Origin of the sequence: Reichenbachiella ulvae, from assembly GCF_025833875.1 — a bacterium.
GTDB lineage: Bacteria > Bacteroidota > Bacteroidia > Cytophagales > Cyclobacteriaceae > Reichenbachiella > Reichenbachiella ulvae.
Window position 1 is genome coordinate 3,530,816 of record NZ_JAOYOD010000001.1, and the last position, 17,680, is coordinate 3,548,495.

Consider the following 17,680-nt stretch of genomic DNA (forward strand, 5'->3'; position numbering starts at 1 on the left):
CAAATCTAATAGAATTCACAAACCGAATAGAGGAAGAATAGCGAAATCCCTTACTTGTCCCGAAGCACTTGCTCCATGATCTTGGCAGAATTGAGGCACATCGGGATACCTGCCCCAGGATGCACACTGCCTCCTACAAAATACAGTCTTTCGATTTGACGGGAAAAGTTCGCATGTCGCAAAAAAGCAGCAAACATGCTATTGGAGCTATTGCCATATATAGAACCGTAGGCGCCTAGTAGATCCGCCTCGATCTTTTGTGGATCGATATGGTCTTCATATTCTATATGGTCTTCTATATCTTCCCCCAACATACGGCTGATCTTTGAAATGGCAGTCTTTCTGGTTTCTTCCACTATCTCGTCCCAATGCTGCCCCTGATTGTTGGGTGCTGTGATAAGCACGAACCAGTTTTCTTTGCCCTTAGGAGCATCGGCGGGAACGTGCTTGGAAGAAATATACAGATAGAGTGAAGGATCTGAGCTGATATTCTGATCTGAATAAATGGCTCGAAACTCTTCCTTTTGGTCTTCGGTATAAAGCATATTGTGCACGCCCAACTGCTCAAAAGAGCGATCCATTCCCCAGAAAAAAGCCACTGCAGAACTGGATTTGGGTTGATTGATGACATGCTGAGGGGGAGTCCAGTCTGGAAGCAAATGCTGGTAGGTCAGATAGACGTCCATATTACTCACTACCAAATCAGCTTCCACATTATGTCCATTGACCAAAACACCATGCGCTTTGGTTTGTTCAGCCAGGATTCTCTCCACTCTGGAATTGAAATAAAACCTGATTCCCACGTCTTCTGCCAGCTTGAAAAGTGCCTCCACAATGGAATAAATCCCTTTGTCAGGCATATACATTCCAAGGCTGAGCTCGAGATGTTGAATCACATTGAGAGTAGCTGGAGCCACGAAGGGGTTGGAGCCTACATAGGTAGCGTAGTTATTAAACATCCTCACCATTCTGGAATCTTTAAAATGGTTTCGGTTGGCCTTGTCCATGGTCTTGAACGCCTCGATTTTACTGAAACGAATCAAACCCAAAACCACATTGTGGTGGAGCATGTCTTTGACTCTGTGGATCGATCGCTCGATAAAAACTGGACGAGTAATCGTGTATTTCTTACGAATGTTTTTCAGGTACTTCTTAAATCGCTTTTTCGTATCCTCCGTTTTATTCTCTATCTCCTCACCGAATTTTTCAGTATCGCTATAGGCCTGTATTAACGTACCATCTTCGAAAAAGAATTTGAAAGGTTTCTCTAATAAAGAATAGGAAAAATAAGCTCGGGGGTCTTTGCCATGCAACTCGAACAATTCATCAATCAAATGTGGCAAAGTAACGATAGAAGGCCCCATATCGAACCTAAAGTCATTGGCGTATTTCTGCCGCATTTTACCTCCCGGAGTTGGAGCGGCCTCATAGACCTCCACTTCATAGCCTCGGGCTTTCATTCGGATAGCGGCTGCCAGTCCGGCAATACCCGCTCCTATTACCACACATTTTTGCTTGTCTCCCATTCTAAGTCTCTCTGGCAAATTTGCAATCATTCTTCGGGAGTTCCTAGTAGTTCAAAAACGGATCACATAGAGAATATCAACATCGATTTTGTTAAGTTCGTGCTGCAAACTCAAAAGCTTATGTCTGTCAGTATTTCTATTCAGAATCTCTCCAAGCAATACCCAAAGAGTGCTTCTTTGGCTCTGGATCGTGTATCTCTGGATGTGAATGAAGGGGAAGTATTCGGACTATTGGGCCCTAATGGTGCCGGTAAAACCACTTTTTTCTCCAGTCTTTGTGGATTGATTCACCCAACTGGTGGCGAGATTCGCATCCATGGACTATCGATACACACGCACCTGAGTCAGATCAAACAAATGATCGGGGTTGTGCCACAGGAAATCGCCCTATACCCTACACTCTCAGGTGAAGAAAATTTAAGATTCATTGGTAGGATGTATGGGCTAAGTGGAAAGAATCTAACCATCAGAGTCGATGAATGCCTGGACGCCTTTGGCTTTGATACCAATAGAAAATCTGCTGTAAAAAAGTACTCTGGCGGCATGAAACGAAAAATCAATTTGATTGGCGGCATTTTACACCAACCAAAAATCTTGCTACTGGATGAACCCACTGTGGGTGTAGATGTACATGCCAGACGAGGGATACTGGAGATGTTAAAAAAAATCAACCGGGATGAAAAAATGACCATCATTTATACTTCCCACCATATGGAAGAAGCCGAGCAGTTTTGTGACCGTGTGGCGATTATCGATCAAGGTCAGATTATCCAGACGGGGCAACCGGCTGCTCTTGTTCAAGAAAGTAATGCACAAAATCTGGAAGATCTCTTTGTTCAACTAACTGGCAAGGCAATCGGATGAAACGTCTCATAGCCACATGGATCAAAGAACTGCAACTGCTGGCAAAGGACAGAACAGGGATCACTGTGCTGTTTATCATGCCGATGCTATTGGTAGTACTCATGACCCTGATTCAGAACGAAGCGTATAAAAGCCTGAATGAATCTGGCATCCCAGTTCTGCTGGTCAATCATGATCAGGACAGTCTGGGCTATGCCATTGAGAAAGGTTTTGCAGATAATCCCATGTGCGACCTGACAGTCGATCATGGCGAACGATTCAGCGAAACAAAAAAGGTCAGAGAAAGTGTCCTCCAGGGCGAATATCTCATCGCACTCATCATTCCTTCAGGTGCGACTGACAAACTACGAAACGACCTGGGACAAATGATGGACAGCTACCTGAATGGAGACTCAGTCATCAACATGGAGCAAGCTTTTCGCCAGATAGAATTCGAAATCATCACCGATCCATTAGCCAGACAATCTTTCGTCATGGCCATGTCCAGCGGGCTCAAAGAAGTAGTCGCCAGTATCAAAACAAAAGTTTTCTTTCAGATCGTAACGCAAAAAATCAACGGTGTGATAGGCTCTACGAATCAAGTCAATTTCCCCGACGATGATTTCTTTGTCTTTCAAGAAAGTAGTGCAGCTACAGATGAAAATTCGGGTTATGTCCCGAATGCCGTTCAGCACAATGTACCAGCCTGGGCTATTTTTTCCATTTTCTTCATCGTACTGCCTCTGGCTGGCAGTATCATCAGTGAAAGAACCACAGGGGTTTATGTTCGGATGCATACCTTTCCGGGATCCTATCTGAGCATTCTATCAGGAAAAATCATCACCTACATAGGCATTGCCATTATCCAGTTTCTGATCGTTCTGGCATTAGGAAAATTCTTGCTGCCTGCACTTGGGCTTCCAGTTCTCTACATTGGCGAAAACATTGGGGCGCTTACGCTACTTACCCTTGCCGTATCGGTCACGGCGGTAGGCTATGGATTCTTAATCGGCACTGTATTCGATACTCCTCAGCAGTCGGCCATATTCGGTGGTATCAGCGTCCTAATCATGTCTGCCCTGGGTGGGATTTGGGTCCCATTGAACATCATGCCAGAGCACATGCAGCAGATCGCCAATATCTCACCACTCAATTGGGCTTTGAAAGGCTATTATGAATTGTTCATCAAAGGGGGAGGTTGGCAGGACATTCAGTGGCAGGTGCTTAAATTGACCTTGTTTTTTGTTTCATCCGTTTTGCTTTCTTACTACTTTCACAAAGTAAAAAGACGGATGGCCTAATAGTGCAGAGATGGGAAAAGTGACGGAAGAACAAATTAAAAAAGACCTAATCAACTACATCAAGGATGAAATTTTGGACGCTTCGATAGAGATGAATGAAGAAAGTACACTCAGCGAATTGGGTATTGATTCATTCTCAGTGGTGGAGCTCGTTTTATTTTTGGAGAGAAAACATGGGGTAAGTATCCCTGAAAAAGACATGCTTCCCCAAAATTTTAAGAGCGTACAAAGCCTGGCACACTGCGCCATTCAAACCTTAAACTAGATGCGTAGTTTTCCTCTGACCGGATTTGACACCTTTCTACTTGCTTTAGAGAAACAATACAATGAAAAAGCCATCTCTGGCAATATTTGCCACTATGTACTGGATATAGAAGGCAACTTAGACCCAGAAGAAACGCTCCAGAAAATTCGATCTAACCCATACTTTCAGGTTCTCAGTCGATTTCAACACGAAAAAGCCCAAGCGCTCCATATTCCCAAATGGCATTATTCGGAAGGAGCTCTCAGTATTCCTGTGGCTCTCATTGAGAGTTCCTCTTTGATTCCTGAGGAGGTGAAAAACCATGAACTAAGCAGAGGACAACAGTTTCTGGCTTGCCATTTGATTCGGAGAGTTGAAGACCGATGGAGCCTAATCCTCAGTTGGAATCACCTGTTGATGGATGGCTATGGCGCCACTCTTTTTCTCAAGCAGCTTTTTGATGAAAATGTCACTTTTGACGAAAACCTGCTTCTGAACTATGAAAAACCAAAATACAATCTGCGCACATTCTGGAGAGCCACCAAGTCTAAATTTTTCATAGACTACAGTTCCAGGCCTATCCTTACCATGATCAGTCCCAAACATCTGGCCAGGGACTCAAAAGAAAGGTGCGTCATCCTAAGTTTCGATGAAGAAGAAACCAAAAGCATCGACCAATCTGCTTTGCACAATGGCGCTCGTTTTGGAAGAAGTGCCTATTATTTGGCCTGCTGCACACGTGCGGTTGCAGATGTGCTGGACAAAAGAAAATCAGTTATAAACAACTTTTGGATCCCAGTCCCAAGAGACAATAGAAAGAAAGGCGCCACTGGCCCTATCATTGGCAACAGGCTATCTTTTCTGTTTTATCGACTCAAAAAAGAGGCTATGATCAGCCTCAAAAGCTGTGTTGCCAGCATCAACGAGCAAATGATGGATCAGATCAGACACAAGTCTCATCTTTCCTATAATCATCTCATGGATTTCATGAAGTGGCTGCCTCTTGGGTTGTATTATTATTTAGTCAAGCGCAGAGGTGGCAATTCCATCGCCAGTTTCTTGTTTACCGTAGCAGCGGATCACCCGAAGGAATTGGATCAACTTTTTGGTCATCCCATCACCAATGCCATCAGTCTTCCCGCCAATGCCTATCCTCCAGGGCTGACCTTTGCCTTTATGCGTTTTCATGGTTCGCTAAAATTGATGATATTGTACCACACTCAGGCCCTGAGCGACGAGGAATTTCAAGGCCTGGAAGCACAACTCAAAAGGGAATTGGTAAAGGGTGATGGATAAAACTTCGGTAGATGTAATCGTAATCGGTGGAGGTATTTCTGGGATTTGTGCGGCCATAGCAGCTGCAAAAAACCAGGCTTCTGTTGCATTAATTGAAAGCAAAGAAGCCATAGGAGGAAATGCGATTCACAGCAATGTAGGCACCATATGTGGAGCCTATTATTATGCAGAAGAAAATGATTTTAAGGCTATCCAACATCCATTCCTCCTGCAATTCCTGGAAGGAATGAAGGCAAAACCTTTTGATTACCATCAGGGACTAGTAGTTATTCCTTATCAGATCAAATCCTTGTCAAACTATCTCTATGATTTACTTGAAATTCATGGGGTAACCTTGTACTCAAACTGTGAAGTAAACCATGTTCAACTTTCTGAAGATCAAATCACAAGCATTGAATGCAACTGGAAAGGAGAAGCTCTCTGCCTTGAAGGAAAGGCTTTTGTAGACTGTAGTGGTCGTGCTGTCATTTCTGATTTGGCAGGTCTGGAGATGCTAAAATCTGAACAATATCAAATGGCCTCTCAGGTATTTCGGATCAAAGACATTCATTCGGAAAATGAGTTTTCCGTCAATTTTGCCATTCAAAAAGCCATTACCACTCAATCAAAAAAAGTAAGGCATGTGAGTCTGATACCTGGTTCTCTTCAAAATGGGCAAGCAGATCTGAAGCTGACTCTACCTGTCACCATCACTGATGAGACAGATCGAGAGGCTTTAAACCAAACTGGACGTAAGTTGTCCATCGATACTTTTGATCTACTTAAAAGGAAAGTGCCCAGCATCCATTCCGCTGAGCTAGACTTTATCTATCCGGAAGCAGGCATCCGAATCCAACAGCGCTCCAAAGGGAAATATGTTCTGACCAAAAAAGATGTGTTAGAAGGGAAAAAATGGGCAGAGGAAAGAAAAATCATAGGAACATGGCCCATTGAAGACTGGAAAGATGCCAAGCGCGTCAGTCTTAGCTTCATAGCAAACCATGATTACTATGAAATCCCATTGGATTGTTTACAATCTACCAACTGTAAAAATTTATTTTTTGGTGGAAAAAACATCTCCGCAACTGATGAGGCCATAGCCAGCGCGAGAGTCATCGGTACTTGTATTCAAAGCGGCTATGAAGCAGGGAGATTGGCAGCCAGGATATAAATCCAACATCATTTTTGGATAAAGGGGAGTTGCTTATTTTTGCCACTCAACATGAAAAAATTAGAGGTTTTTGAATCCCTTATTCAGAGCGCTCAAGAGCACCCTGACCAAATTGCCCTCATAGATGAAATGGGCGAATTGAGCTATGCACAACTACTGAATGAAGTCAACGCGCTAAAGCAAAGTCTAGTGGATTCAGGCCTCAAAATGGGGCAATCTGTAGGTTTACTTACAGAAAACAACCGACACTTTATCATCGGCCTCTATGCCATCATTGCAACAGGTGCTGTTGCTATGCCTATTTTCCATAAGCAAAAAGCGCAGGAAATACTCCAATCTATAAATGAGGCGGAATTGACCTTTGTTCTTTCCAGCCATCAAAAAATGCTCCTTCCCTTAAAGTTAGAATCAGAGGCTTTAAACAAGGTTTTTCACCTAGCATCTACAGTGTATAGTGACTCAAATTTGCTTCAGCCTTTTCCAGAAGCTGCCTTTATGAGATTCACTTCTGGAACTACTGGCCAAGCCAAAGGAGTAGTGATCAATCACCGTGCGGCCATCGATCGAATAGAAGCAGCCAACCAAAATCTCCAAATAGGCACAGACACAAGGGTGCTATGGGTATTTCCTATGGCCTATCATTTCATTGTTTCTATTGTCTTGTACATTCATAGGGGTGCCACTATTATCATCAACAATGACTTCTTAGCCGAAGACATCATCTCTAGTATCCAAAAACATCAAGCCAATTTCTTTTACTGCGCACCGATGCATCTCAAGTTACTGGCTGCTTATGAAGGTGAAACTAATATTGGTAGCCTCAAAAGAGTGATCTCCACAACAACTGGTGCGTCACGAGCGATCTGCGAATCCTTTCAAGATAAATATCAGATCGATGTAGAGCAGGCCTTTGGCATCATCGAAATTGGGCTTCCTATTATCAACACCGTAGACCCAAAAGCTCATCCAGATGCAGTCGGTCAGGTACTTCCATCTTATGAAGTGAAAATTCTTGATGAGGAAAACGCTGAGGTAAAATCAGGAGAAACAGGTAGGCTGGCCATCAAGGGACCGGGTATGTTTGAGGGATATCTTAAATCTCCACGACAGAAGAATGAGATACTCGCAGATGGTTTTTTCTTAACTGGAGATCTCGCAAGCCAGGATGAGAAAGGAACCATTACTATCAGAGGAAGGGAAAAGAATGTGATCATCGTTCACGGCAACAAGGTGTTCCCTAATGAAGTAGAGGAAGTCATTAACCAATTCCCAGAAATCAAGCTATCCAAAGTGTTTGGCCAACCTCACCCTCTAACCGGCGAGGTGGTCGTTGCAGAAATCACTGCGGAGGAAGAAATCAGTCAAGAAGTACTGATTAAACACTGCAGGCAATCTCTATCCCCCTACAAAGTGCCGCAAAAAATCATCCAACTAGAGCAAATAGAAATGACTGCAAGTGGAAAGATTAAGAGAGTCTAATTAATTCGCTCTGTTATATTCATACTCTTCAAAAAAGAAAGCCCACTCCTTCTCAATTCGATCTCGAATGTCCTTTGTAAGCTCCTGATGTTTGTTTTTCTTGTAATCACCAAACTCCTTCACTTCACTCTCAATGTAAGTCCTTACCTTTTCGAAATCACCTATTCCTAGCTCCTGATAGCATTTATCCAAACAATCCAAAGGGTCTTTTACAAAATCTTCATACCGCAATTCCCTAATTTGAGCAGGGGGAATCAATGTCTTATCCTTCAGATATTTCTCATACATCGTACGAAAGGATGCTATGATAAAATCGGAGATCGACTCTCTATCTACATGCTGCAAATCCAGTATCGGAAGCACCTTATCATACAGAACGGCATTGGACTGGTAGACTGCATAGGGATCCCGATGGATATGGATAAAAATAGCATCAGGGTAGAGCTCATAGATTTCCTTGAGTCGTCCTGTATTGGCTGGACTTTTTAGCACAAGTTGCTTGCCTTTGTTCTTGTAAGTCAGCTTCTGGATGAAATAGTGAAAATCTCTTTGCCATCTTTTTTTCACCTTTTGATCACCAGAATTAAAAAGCACATCGCGATCAAATACCTTTTTCAAATCCCTGGGAAAATAGAACCCATGCATAAAAGAAGAACTACTGGTATTGGCCAAAGCAAACTCTTCTTCCTTTGGCATCTTCGCACCCGCTTTCACATTGTCCTGTGGGCGTGTGGCGGGCATGAACCGATCCAATATTTTCTCAGTAATGCGCCCAGTAGTTAGCATCAGATGAGGAACAATCGCGTCGTTGGTGGTGCAAAATGCCAGGTTCGGGTCAGCACTGATCAGATAGTGTAGATAGGTAGTGCCACTCCTGGGATGCCCCAAAATGAAAATAGGCCTTTTGACAACCGTAGCTTTGATTTTTTTGTGATAAAGAAAATATTCAATCAGTTGAAAAGGTATATTTACAATAGAGGTCGCTGTGATAAACATTGCTTTGGGAAGAAAGCGCCAGCCAATCGCAAAGCGATGCTGAACCAGTATCTGAATCCAAACAGGAAAACTCACCCCCAATGCGGTGTGCTTAAAGATATTGAGGTAGTCCAGAAAGCTGTGTTTGATTCTCATCGGCTCTATTTTTGACAAAACTAATCGATCTTAGCAGATAAGAAACCCATCGATCCTGATGACAAGAAATTCCATTCGACTTTTGTTCATTACGTTATTGTCTCTGCTGACACTGAATCTGTCTGCGCAGATAAAACTCCAGGGCAAGGTGACCGAAAAGGGAAGCGATGAAGTAGTACCCTTTGCCCATGTTTTTTTGAAGGGCACACAAATTGGAACTACCACCAACATGGAAGGAATTTTTGATCTCCGAGTCAAATCATCAAGCCTTCCTTCAGATACTTTAGTGGTTTCCTCTCTGGGTTATATCACTCAAAGCATCCTACTCAGGGGCCAAAGCTATATCGAAATTGATCTGGAACCAGAACTACGTATGATGGAAGATATCGTAGTTAAGGCCGGAGAGAACCCAGCTTACGCAGTGATGGACCGCATCATCAAAAACAAGGACCAAAACAATGCTGACAAACTAGACAATTACAGTTGCGAGGAGTATTCCAAAATTCGATTTGATTTGAATCACCTGACCGAAAAAGTAAAAAATAATTTTTTCCTCAAACCCTTCGACTACATCTGGAACAATACCGACACGACCAGCGATGGGGTCAGCTATCTAACCGTCCTTCTGGTAGAGAAAAATTCTTCACACTACTATAGACGCACCCCTCCCAAACGAAAAAGCATCGTAGAAGGCAAAAAGGTAACTGGACTTCCTGGTCCAAAAATTCTCGAATTCGTTGAGGAGCTTTATTTCACGCCCAATGTATACGACAACTATATCGTCATCCTGGAAAAGAACTTCCCTAGCCCACTCAACAACAATTACAAGCTACACTACGAATATTATCTGGACAGTGCCGGATCGGGGGATAATAAAACCTATAATCTACAATTCGAACCCAAACTGGAGCGAGACCTGGCCTTTCGCGGTGAAATGACCATCGACTCTGGCAGCTATGCCGTGCAGGAGATTTCCCTCAGGTTCGACATCATGGCCAATGTCAATTTTGTTCGTAGCTACCTGGTGGAGCAAAAATACGAAGCTGTGGATGGCGAACACTGGATGCTGGCTGAATCACGAGTATTAGGAGACTACACAGTGGTGGAAAACTCCTCGGATCTCACTGGATTCTTTGGAAGAAAACATGCTACCTACCGCAACTATCAGATCAACGATGTTCCCTATCTGGAAGCTTACAATGGAATCGAGCTCGTGACCGAAACAGATAGTGCAGAGTTGCGAGGTGAATCCTATTGGCAAGCCATCCCTGACCGACAACTCGACGAAAAGGAAGAAGGCGTCACTCAAATGGTCGACCAGCTCGAAACCGATCCGGCCTTCATTTTCAGAAAAAATCTCGTCATGGGCTTTGTATCCGGCTATGTACCATGGAAAAGCTGGGAGATTGGTGATTTCTACACTTTCTACAGCAACAACTACGTCGAGGATTCACGTGTCAAATTTGGATTCAGGTCTGATCCTGACCTAGCCTTTCCTCTGTCAGGATCAGTTTATGGTGCTTATGGATTCAAAGACGAAAAATGGAAGTACGGACTTCAGCTCGGCTACCGACTGGATACCCAAAACAAAAACCGCATCGGCGCAAGTTATCGCTATGATATCATGCAGCTAGGCCGCAGCATCAATGCGCTCCCGATCGATCATATCCTGACATCTATCGTGCAGATCGGCAGCAACGAATCCAGACTATATGAGGAGGAAATCACCGGACACTACGAACGAGAACTGACCACAGGTCTGGTGACACGTTTGTCCTACTTTCGATCTGAAGTAGCCCCAACCGGCGACATTCAATTCGAAGAAACAGTCGCAGGAGTAGTCGATAACTATACAGCCAGCGGACTTACCTGGACCCTCAAATTCAACTGGCAGAACAAGGACTTAAAAGGTGACTTCTATCACAGGGATGATTTCAAGAAAGAATTCAGGCGCTTTCCAGATTTGGCCATAGAGTACCAGTACTCGGGGAAAAGCTTTGGAGCAGATGTACCATTTCAAAAAAGCCGAGCCTATCTACGGCAACACCTGCGTACCAAAAAGCTAGGCTATTTTCAGTATCACATCGAAGCAGGTAAGACCTGGGGAGAGGTTCCCTACCCGTATCTCAACACACCCTACAGCAATCAACTCGTACTTTACGACGACATGGCTTTCAATCTGATGCATTATCTGGAATTTATCACCGATCAATATTTCACGGTCAATGTGCAGCAGCATTTCGATGGGTTCATCATGGATCGCATCCCCCTTGTCAATCGCCTAAAGTGGCGAAGTTTTGTCTTTGCCAAAGGCTACTGGGGCGAACTGTCACAGCAAAATATCGACTCGCCCTACCTGATGCCAACAGGTACAGTCGCCATGACCGAACCCTATTACGAAGTGGGTTTTGGTTTGGAAAACATTTTCAAAATAGCCCGAATGGATTTCGTCTGGCGACTCAATGATACGACGCTACCCGATAGCTATACCTTTATCGTGAAGCCTTCATTCAGGTTCTCTTTCTAAAAATCAAAATGGTAGCCCAAACTTATAGTTACAGGATATACCTTGCCTAAGCCTTCTACGTCAGGATCATTATTCACAATCTCCCATTTGTCATGGTATTCATCTGAAAGTATCGAATAGAAAAGATCGAAATCAAATCCATGTCTTCTTGCCCTTCCAAAACGAAACTCGTTTCCTAATGCAAATCGAGCACCATAAAAAACATCATTGTATTCTTCCTTCCCTAGCACCCAAATCATGGAAGTATATCCATATTGGATTTTCAGATTTGGCTTATAAATTGTGCTCTTATCCTTTGGAATTAGATAAAAATTCATACCCGCTCCCAATCCCGGACGAACAGGTGTAACACCTAACTGACCTGTAACTGAAATATACGGAGTAAAACAATAACTGAAATTGGCTCCTAAAATACCGCTATAACCTAATCCAAAACCAATTCCTAAACTGGCTTGATTCCACTTTTCATCGTAATTGGATTGATATTGAGCTAAGGCAGGAGTAGAGGGAAAAATAATAATTGCCAAAAGGGCAAAGAGCATGTTTTTCACGGTTGGTTTCATAGAAAGTAATAATTTAAATCTTGCGCTAAAATATAACGCTCACCTTTTTTAAACAAGATTAATCTGAATAAGTGAAGTTTATCAATTAGTAAAAAGGCCTGCACTTGTCGCATGATCATATGCTTCCTCTGTATCCTCAACCAACAGCATGGGCACACCAAGAGAAAGAGTCTCAGAGACCAATTCTTCATCCAGCTCTTTTTTCCTACCTACTGAACGAATAAACACAGCCAATACCCTATCAGAATAATGTCTTGCCGCATGAGCATAAATCTCTGGATCACGCTGTCCACTATCGCCAATGAGTACAAACTTCAAATCGGGAAAGAGACTCATCAGCCGATCAATCTTATCAATTTTGTGCTGATGACTCCCTCCTCCAGAGCGTATCAGATCCAATAGACTTGATTTAAAATTCTGCAACAAAAAAGGACCTTTCGGCAACTGACGAGTAGAGAAAAAGTCAACCAAAAAATCATACAGGTTCCATTCGCTACTACTCACATAAAAAATCGGATTGGACTTACCATTCCCTGCCAAACGATCATAGAATTTTTTCACTCCCTCGAAAGGCAATCTCGTCTTGGCATTTTTGATCAATATCAACCTGAGCTTTCTTAATATCTGTGTGGCATGCGACACCAAAATGGTATCATCGATATCAGAAATCACACCATATCGAGCACTAGGATTGACTATCAGTGCTTTACCAGTCTTTATCACTTCTTTAGTATATTCTCCCTCTAGCAATCGATATTCTACGGTCTGCCAGCCATATTCTTGATTACCCTCTTCCATTTCGAGCCAGGTAGAAAAGTAGCCACTCTCGTCAGTCTCTGCCATGGCTTTTTTGCCTCGGAAAGAAATCTCCACTTTGGCTTCTGGAATCACCGTACTTAGATAGCGCGCCAGCATATGCTTGAGGTTCCTTCTTTTTTTGTCATCCTCATTGGAGATAAAAGCCGGACGATTTTCCAAAACCTGACCTTTCAGGTAGACTTTGGCAGAAGTACCATAGCCACGATAAGGCACAATGGTCGGTGGATGGATAATCCCCATCTTTTTTTTGACCCAAAGTGCGAGTCGAACGCCAACTTTTCTGAATATTGTGATAGCCTTAGATTTTAGGGCAATATTCTCAAAAATCCATAGAATGCAAAACGCAACAGCCGGTCCGCTCCTATTTGTCATTAATCCCATCTCGGGGACTTCGAATAAGAAGCAACTGGACAGCCATATTGATAAATTTTGTCAAAAAAATGGAATCAACTACCAAATCCTCAAGACCACTGGAAAGAAAGATGGCCAGAAAATTCGTACTGCCATAAAAGAACTAAAGCCAAAAGCTATTATAGCCGGTGGTGGTGACGGCACGGTCAATCTGGTGGCAGAGCAGATTCTTTCCTCAGAGATCATGTTGTCCATATTACCCCTGGGCTCAGCCAATGGACTGGCGACTGAATTGGAAATCCCTGAGGGTTGGGAAGAAAATTTCGATATGTTGATTCGTCCCAGGGTGCAAAAAGTGGATGCCATTCAAATCAACGAAAAACACCTGTCGCTACATCTCTGCGACATGGGCTTCAATGCGGAGCTGATCCGAGAGTTTGAGAAAGAAGGCAAACGAGGTTTAGGTGGCTATGCCCGCTCCTTTTTCAAGAAGCTAGCGCAAAGAAAATCAGGTCGATTCAAGGTGGTCACACCTACTTCCAGTAATCGATACAAAGCAGAGATGATCGTCATTGCCAATGCCTCTAGTTACGGAACGGGCGCAATCGTTAACCCAAGATCCGACCTGGGTGATGGCAAGTTTGAAGTCTGTATATTTAAGCCTTTTCCCTGGAGAAAAATCATCTCTATGACCTGGCATAGCTTTGTTGGAAACCTGGAAGAATCCGAATACTTTGCCATCCATCAGACCAATGAGGTGACCATCAGTTCCAAACATCAACACACCCTGCAGGTAGATGGCGAGGTGATCGGAGACACCAATATCTTAAAGGCAAAGTGTATCCCCGCCGCGATTCGCCTAATAGTCCCAGACCACAGTCAAGATTAACGCAGCAGCTTGCTTTGTTTGCCATAACCCAGGCGTTCTTGCAATGACTGACTCCTTGCTACCAAAGCAACCAATATTACAAAACCTGTTAATGCAAATCTCATGACTCCAATTTGAATTCAGGGTTATAAATTAACCCAACAGCATTATTCCACGGATCCAAAACTGCCGCCACGATAATTTCACCTCCCACATTGTGAGGAGCCTCCAGTTCTCTGGCTCCAAGAGCCAAAAACTTTTCATATTCCTTGACAATATCCTCCACACCCCAATAGCTAAGAACATTGCTGCTCTTCGGAGTAATACTTTCATCAGGTATCAAACCCAATTCATAACCAGCAATATTGAATCCCACATAATAGGATTCATCAAAATAGGCGGAAGTTTCAAAGGCTTTGGCAAACCATTCCTTGGCTTCATCGATATCGTCTACTTTGTAGATGGTAGTTCTCAGTCCAAGCATGTGCTACAATTCACGTACCCAAATATTTCTAAATGATACAGGATTGCCATGATCCTGCAGCATGATCGGTGCATCTCCATGTGCTTGATAGCTCGGAGGCCCGATATATTCTGTGCTTCCTTTGATCTCAACATGATTCTGCACCAGGACACCATTGTGCAAAACAGTGACATAGGCTGGAGAAAGTAAATCCCCTTTGTCGTCAAACTCTGGCGCAGTAAAGATGATATCATAGCTTTGCCATTCTGTAGGCGGATTCATGACATTGACTAGGGGCGCATACTGCTTGTAGATCGATGCGGCCTGACCATTGGAATACGTTCGGTTGTCATAGCTATCCAGCACCTGTACTTCGTATCGCGACTGCAAAAAGATCCCACTATTACCACGGCCCTGACCATCTCCTTTTACCACAGCCGGTGCCTTCCATTCCACATGCAATTGGATACTGCCAAAGTTCTGATTGGTCATGATGGCACCCGTTCCAGCTGCTACCTGCATTCTGCCATCAATCAAGTCCCAGGCAATGGGTTCTTTGGCTTCTGCCTTTCGCCAAGCATCAAAGTCACTACCATCAAATAACACAATGGCATCTGATGGAACTTGACCTCCCTTTACGCCAGTGATTACCTTGGGCTCTGGTTCCCAGACTTCAGTATCTTCTGGTTTGTAATCTTGTGCCACTGCCACATGCGATAGCAGCAGTCCTAAAATCCATAACTTTCTCATCTGTCAAGTCCCAATATTTTTCTCAGTTCTTCCTCATTGGTTTCACTGCCAGCAAAATCATCAAAAGTCTTTTCAGTTACCTCTATGATGTGATTCGAGATGAAAGGTGCTCCTTCTGCAGCTCCTTGTTCCGGAGATTTGATGCAACACTCCCATTCCAGTACGGCCCAGCCATCATAGCCATATTGACTCAACTTGCTAAAGATGCCCTTGAAGTCAACCTGACCGTCTCCCAAAGAGCGAAAACGTCCCGGTCTATCGATCCAATCCTGATAACCGCCATAGACACCGGATTTCCCATTTGGATTGAACTCTGCGTCCTTGACATGAAACATACGGATGAATTCGTGATAAAAGTCGATGTACTGGAGATAATCCAATTGCTGTAGCACAAAGTGACTCGGATCATAAAGAATCTTAGCGGAACTGTGATTTCCCGTTGCTTCTAAAAAACGTTCAAAAGTGACTCCATCATGCAAATCCTCACCGGGATGGATTTCATAACATACTTCCACACCTGCATCTTTCGCGTGATCCAAAATCGGCAACCAACGATCAGCTAATTCTCTAAAACCTGCCTCTACCAATCCCGATGGACGCTGCGGCCATGGATAGACCGTATGGAATAGCAAGGAACCAGAAAAAGTCCCCATCACATCGATCCCCATGTTTTTGCTGGCTGTGGCTGTGGCTTTCATCTGATCGATGGCCCATTCGGTTCGGGCTTTTGGATTGCCATGCACTTCCTTAGGAGCAAAACCATCAAACATGCTATCATAAGCCGGATGTACTGCCACCAGCTGACCTTGTAGGTGGGTAGAAAATTCGGATATTTCTATCCCATGCTTGGCCGCTGTTCCCTTGAGCTCATCACAATAATCCTTGCTTTCTGCGGCTTTTTTGATATCGACCAATCGGCCATCCCAGGCAGGGATTTGCACCGCTTTGTAGCCCTTTTCGGCAGCCCATCGGCACATATTATCCAGATTGTTGTAAGGCGCTTCGTCTCCTGCGAATTGCGCCAGAAATATGGCAGGTCCTTTTATTGTCTTCATAATTTATCGGAAGGTTATTTGTTAAAAAAATAATCCCCCTTTGAAGAGGGGGGATGTTTTCCATCCATTTAATAGGGTTAACTCAATTTCAAATCCAACCAAACATTCCCCTTTTCGGTTGACTCTACCATGGCATCTATGAGAGCCATACCTCTCACCCCATCTTCTATCCCAGGAAAATCATGGATATGCATATCTGATTTGCCACCCTCTGCATGTGCACGAACAGCGAAAGAAAAATTCCTGTAAATATTTGCGAAAGCCTCCAGGTATCCCTCTGGATGTCCAGCTGGTACTCGACAGTTGGCCAATGCAAGGTCGCTTAAATAAGCATTATTGCCTCCGGCACGCAACTGTTGAGTGGGCTGACCGTGCATGGTCACATAGAGAGAATTATTATCCTCCTGACACCATTCGATTCCACCTTTTTCTCCATAGACGCGTACTTTCAGGGCATTTTCCTCTCCCGTAGAAATCTGTGAAGCGGAAAGCAAACCATGAGCTCCATTGTCGAATTGAAGCAGAACGTCTGCATCATCGTCCAACAAGCGCCCCTCTACCACCGTACTCAAACGAGACAGCACTTTAGTGATCTTCAATCCACTCACATACTCAGCCAGGTTCGCTGCATGTGTCCCGATATCTCCGAAACAGCCACTCTTACCACTTCGTTTGGGGTCGGTGCGCCATGCCGCTTGTTTCGCTCCAGAATCTTCCAGTTTTTCGGCTAGCCAGCCTTGGGGATATTCTACATTCACCTTTCTAATCTTTCCTAGCTCACCTGAAGCGACCATTGCTCTGGCTTGCTTGACCATTGGGTAACCGGTATAGGTATGCGTTAAGGCAAATGGCAATCCTGTCGATTGAATGGTCTCTTTCAGTTTTAAAGCTTCATCGAAGGTGAAACACAGCGGTTTGTCGAGAATCACCGGGAATCCCTTTTCCAGCGCCAGCTGTGTCGGCTCGAAATGCACGTGATTAGGCGTCACGATGGAAACGATATCCATGCGCTCACCTTCAGGCAGTGTCGCCTCAGTTTCGATCATTTCTTTGTAACTGCCGTAGCATCTTTCGTCCGGAAGGAATAGTTCGGCACCTGAAGCCTTAGACACTTCTGGTTTACTGCTAAATGCCCCACATACTAATTCGATTTGTCCATCCAGATTAGCAGCCAGACGGTGAACTGCGCCGATGAAGGACCCCTGGCCGCCACCGACCATGCCCATGCGTATTTTTCTGTCTTTCATATATTTTTTTAGGTCTATAGAAAAGAGGTTGTCTCAAAATGTTCAATTAATAGAATTTGTCGCATTG

16 protein-coding genes are annotated in these 17,680 nt (G+C 43.9%); 8 read left to right on the plus strand and 8 right to left on the minus strand.

Going from position 1 to position 17,680, the window contains the following annotated elements; all coding sequences use genetic code 11:
• Positions 1-50: 50 nt before the first annotated feature.
• A complete protein-coding gene (crtD, locus tag N7U62_RS14170; RefSeq protein WP_264138642.1) occupies positions 51-1,556 on the minus strand; it encodes a 1-hydroxycarotenoid 3,4-desaturase CrtD in 1,506 nt (501 codons plus the stop codon).
• Between the two features lie 90 nt (positions 1,557-1,646).
• On the opposite strand from crtD, the gene N7U62_RS14175 reads away from it, so the two are divergent.
• The 6 genes from N7U62_RS14175 to N7U62_RS14200 are packed head-to-tail and all read left to right on the plus strand — an operon-like array spanning position 1,647 to position 7,839.
• Complete coding sequence (locus N7U62_RS14175) at positions 1,647-2,390, plus strand: ABC transporter ATP-binding protein (RefSeq protein ID WP_264138643.1); 744 nt, start codon at positions 1,647-1,649, stop codon at positions 2,388-2,390.
• Positions 2,387-3,670 carry an ABC transporter permease gene (locus tag N7U62_RS14180; RefSeq protein WP_264138644.1) on the plus strand — a complete coding sequence of 428 codons (1,284 nt, stop codon included), beginning with the start codon at positions 2,387-2,389 and terminating at the stop codon, positions 3,668-3,670. Before N7U62_RS14175 ends, N7U62_RS14180 begins: the two co-directional genes overlap by 4 nt.
• A gap of 10 nt (positions 3,671-3,680) precedes the next feature.
• Positions 3,681-3,935, plus strand: a complete 255-nt coding sequence (locus N7U62_RS14185) for an acyl carrier protein (protein ID WP_264138645.1) — start codon at positions 3,681-3,683, stop codon at positions 3,933-3,935.
• The gene (locus N7U62_RS14190) at positions 3,936-5,210 is read left to right on the plus strand and encodes a condensation domain-containing protein (RefSeq protein ID WP_264138646.1); all 1,275 of its coding nucleotides are present in this window, start codon (positions 3,936-3,938) and stop codon (positions 5,208-5,210) included. It begins immediately after the preceding gene.
• Positions 5,203-6,360, plus strand: coding sequence for an FAD-dependent oxidoreductase (locus N7U62_RS14195; protein WP_264138647.1), 1,158 nt, complete (start codon positions 5,203-5,205; stop codon positions 6,358-6,360). Before N7U62_RS14190 ends, N7U62_RS14195 begins: the two co-directional genes overlap by 8 nt.
• Before the next feature lie 51 nt (positions 6,361-6,411).
• Positions 6,412-7,839, plus strand: coding sequence for a class I adenylate-forming enzyme family protein (locus N7U62_RS14200; protein ID WP_264138648.1), 1,428 nt, complete (start codon positions 6,412-6,414; stop codon positions 7,837-7,839).
• Here the strand turns inward: N7U62_RS14200 and N7U62_RS14205 are convergent, their stop codons facing one another.
• Positions 7,840-8,970 (minus strand): sulfotransferase family protein, encoded by a 1,131-nt coding sequence (locus tag N7U62_RS14205; RefSeq protein ID WP_264138649.1) that lies wholly within the window; start codon positions 8,968-8,970, stop codon positions 7,840-7,842.
• A 58-nt stretch (positions 8,971-9,028) separates the two neighbouring features.
• Between N7U62_RS14205 and N7U62_RS14210 the strand changes: the two genes are divergently transcribed.
• Positions 9,029-11,497 carry a DUF5686 and carboxypeptidase-like regulatory domain-containing protein gene (locus N7U62_RS14210; RefSeq protein ID WP_264138650.1) on the plus strand — a complete coding sequence of 823 codons (2,469 nt, stop codon included), beginning with the start codon at positions 9,029-9,031 and terminating at the stop codon, positions 11,495-11,497.
• Here the strand turns inward: N7U62_RS14210 and N7U62_RS14215 are convergent.
• Both N7U62_RS14215 and N7U62_RS14220 read right to left on the minus strand, forming a co-directional pair.
• Positions 11,494-12,060 (minus strand): hypothetical protein, encoded by a 567-nt coding sequence (locus N7U62_RS14215; RefSeq protein WP_264138651.1) that lies wholly within the window; start codon positions 12,058-12,060, stop codon positions 11,494-11,496. The genes N7U62_RS14210 and N7U62_RS14215 overlap by 4 nt on opposite strands.
• Before the next feature lie 81 nt (positions 12,061-12,141).
• Complete coding sequence (locus N7U62_RS14220) at positions 12,142-13,119, minus strand: App1 family protein phosphatidate phosphatase (RefSeq protein ID WP_264138652.1); 978 nt, start codon at positions 13,117-13,119, stop codon at positions 12,142-12,144.
• 94 nt (positions 13,120-13,213) lie between these two features.
• Between N7U62_RS14220 and N7U62_RS14225 the strand changes: the two genes are divergently transcribed.
• Complete coding sequence (locus tag N7U62_RS14225; protein WP_264138653.1) at positions 13,214-14,119, plus strand: diacylglycerol/lipid kinase family protein; 906 nt, start codon at positions 13,214-13,216, stop codon at positions 14,117-14,119.
• A gap of 100 nt (positions 14,120-14,219) precedes the next feature.
• On the opposite strand, the gene N7U62_RS14230 is transcribed toward N7U62_RS14225, so the two are convergent.
• The 4 genes from N7U62_RS14230 to N7U62_RS14245 all read right to left on the minus strand — a co-directional run bounded on the left by N7U62_RS14230 (position 14,220) and on the right by N7U62_RS14245 (position 17,613).
• Entirely contained in the window at positions 14,220-14,582 is a 363-nt protein-coding gene (locus tag N7U62_RS14230; RefSeq protein ID WP_264138654.1) for a VOC family protein, read from the minus strand.
• A gap of 3 nt (positions 14,583-14,585) precedes the next feature.
• A complete protein-coding gene (locus tag N7U62_RS14235) occupies positions 14,586-15,311 on the minus strand; it encodes a 3-keto-disaccharide hydrolase (RefSeq protein ID WP_264138655.1) in 726 nt (241 codons plus the stop codon).
• Positions 15,308-16,366, minus strand: a complete 1,059-nt coding sequence (locus N7U62_RS14240; RefSeq protein ID WP_264138656.1) for a sugar phosphate isomerase/epimerase family protein — start codon at positions 16,364-16,366, stop codon at positions 15,308-15,310. Before N7U62_RS14240 ends, N7U62_RS14235 begins: the two co-directional genes overlap by 4 nt.
• Positions 16,367-16,443: 77 nt before the next feature.
• Entirely contained in the window at positions 16,444-17,613 is a 1,170-nt protein-coding gene (locus N7U62_RS14245) for a Gfo/Idh/MocA family protein (RefSeq protein WP_264138657.1), read from the minus strand.
• Positions 17,614-17,680: the final 67 nt, after the last annotated feature.

Coding starts and splice junctions, on each gene's coding strand:
- crtD (WP_264138642.1), bottom strand. CDS start 1,556: ATGATTGCAAATTTGCCAGAGAGACTTAGAATGGGAGACAAGCAAAAA.
- N7U62_RS14175 (WP_264138643.1), top strand. CDS start 1,647: ATGTCTGTCAGTATTTCTATTCAGAATCTCTCCAAGCAATACCCAAAG.
- N7U62_RS14180 (WP_264138644.1), top strand. CDS start 2,387: ATGAAACGTCTCATAGCCACATGGATCAAAGAACTGCAACTGCTGGCA.
- N7U62_RS14185 (WP_264138645.1), top strand. CDS start 3,681: ATGGGAAAAGTGACGGAAGAACAAATTAAAAAAGACCTAATCAACTAC.
- N7U62_RS14190 (WP_264138646.1), top strand. CDS start 3,936: ATGCGTAGTTTTCCTCTGACCGGATTTGACACCTTTCTACTTGCTTTA.
- N7U62_RS14195 (WP_264138647.1), top strand. CDS start 5,203: ATGGATAAAACTTCGGTAGATGTAATCGTAATCGGTGGAGGTATTTCT.
- N7U62_RS14200 (WP_264138648.1), top strand. CDS start 6,412: ATGAAAAAATTAGAGGTTTTTGAATCCCTTATTCAGAGCGCTCAAGAG.
- N7U62_RS14205 (WP_264138649.1), bottom strand. CDS start 8,970: ATGAGAATCAAACACAGCTTTCTGGACTACCTCAATATCTTTAAGCAC.
- N7U62_RS14210 (WP_264138650.1), top strand. CDS start 9,029: ATGACAAGAAATTCCATTCGACTTTTGTTCATTACGTTATTGTCTCTG.
- N7U62_RS14215 (WP_264138651.1), bottom strand. CDS start 12,060: ATGAAACCAACCGTGAAAAACATGCTCTTTGCCCTTTTGGCAATTATT.
- N7U62_RS14220 (WP_264138652.1), bottom strand. CDS start 13,119: ATGGGGATTATCCATCCACCGACCATTGTGCCTTATCGTGGCTATGGT.
- N7U62_RS14225 (WP_264138653.1), top strand. CDS start 13,214: ATGCAAAACGCAACAGCCGGTCCGCTCCTATTTGTCATTAATCCCATC.
- N7U62_RS14230 (WP_264138654.1), bottom strand. CDS start 14,582: ATGCTTGGACTGAGAACTACCATCTACAAAGTAGACGATATCGATGAA.
- N7U62_RS14235 (WP_264138655.1), bottom strand. CDS start 15,311: ATGAGAAAGTTATGGATTTTAGGACTGCTGCTATCGCATGTGGCAGTG.
- N7U62_RS14240 (WP_264138656.1), bottom strand. CDS start 16,366: ATGAAGACAATAAAAGGACCTGCCATATTTCTGGCGCAATTCGCAGGA.
- N7U62_RS14245 (WP_264138657.1), bottom strand. CDS start 17,613: ATGAAAGACAGAAAAATACGCATGGGCATGGTCGGTGGCGGCCAGGGG.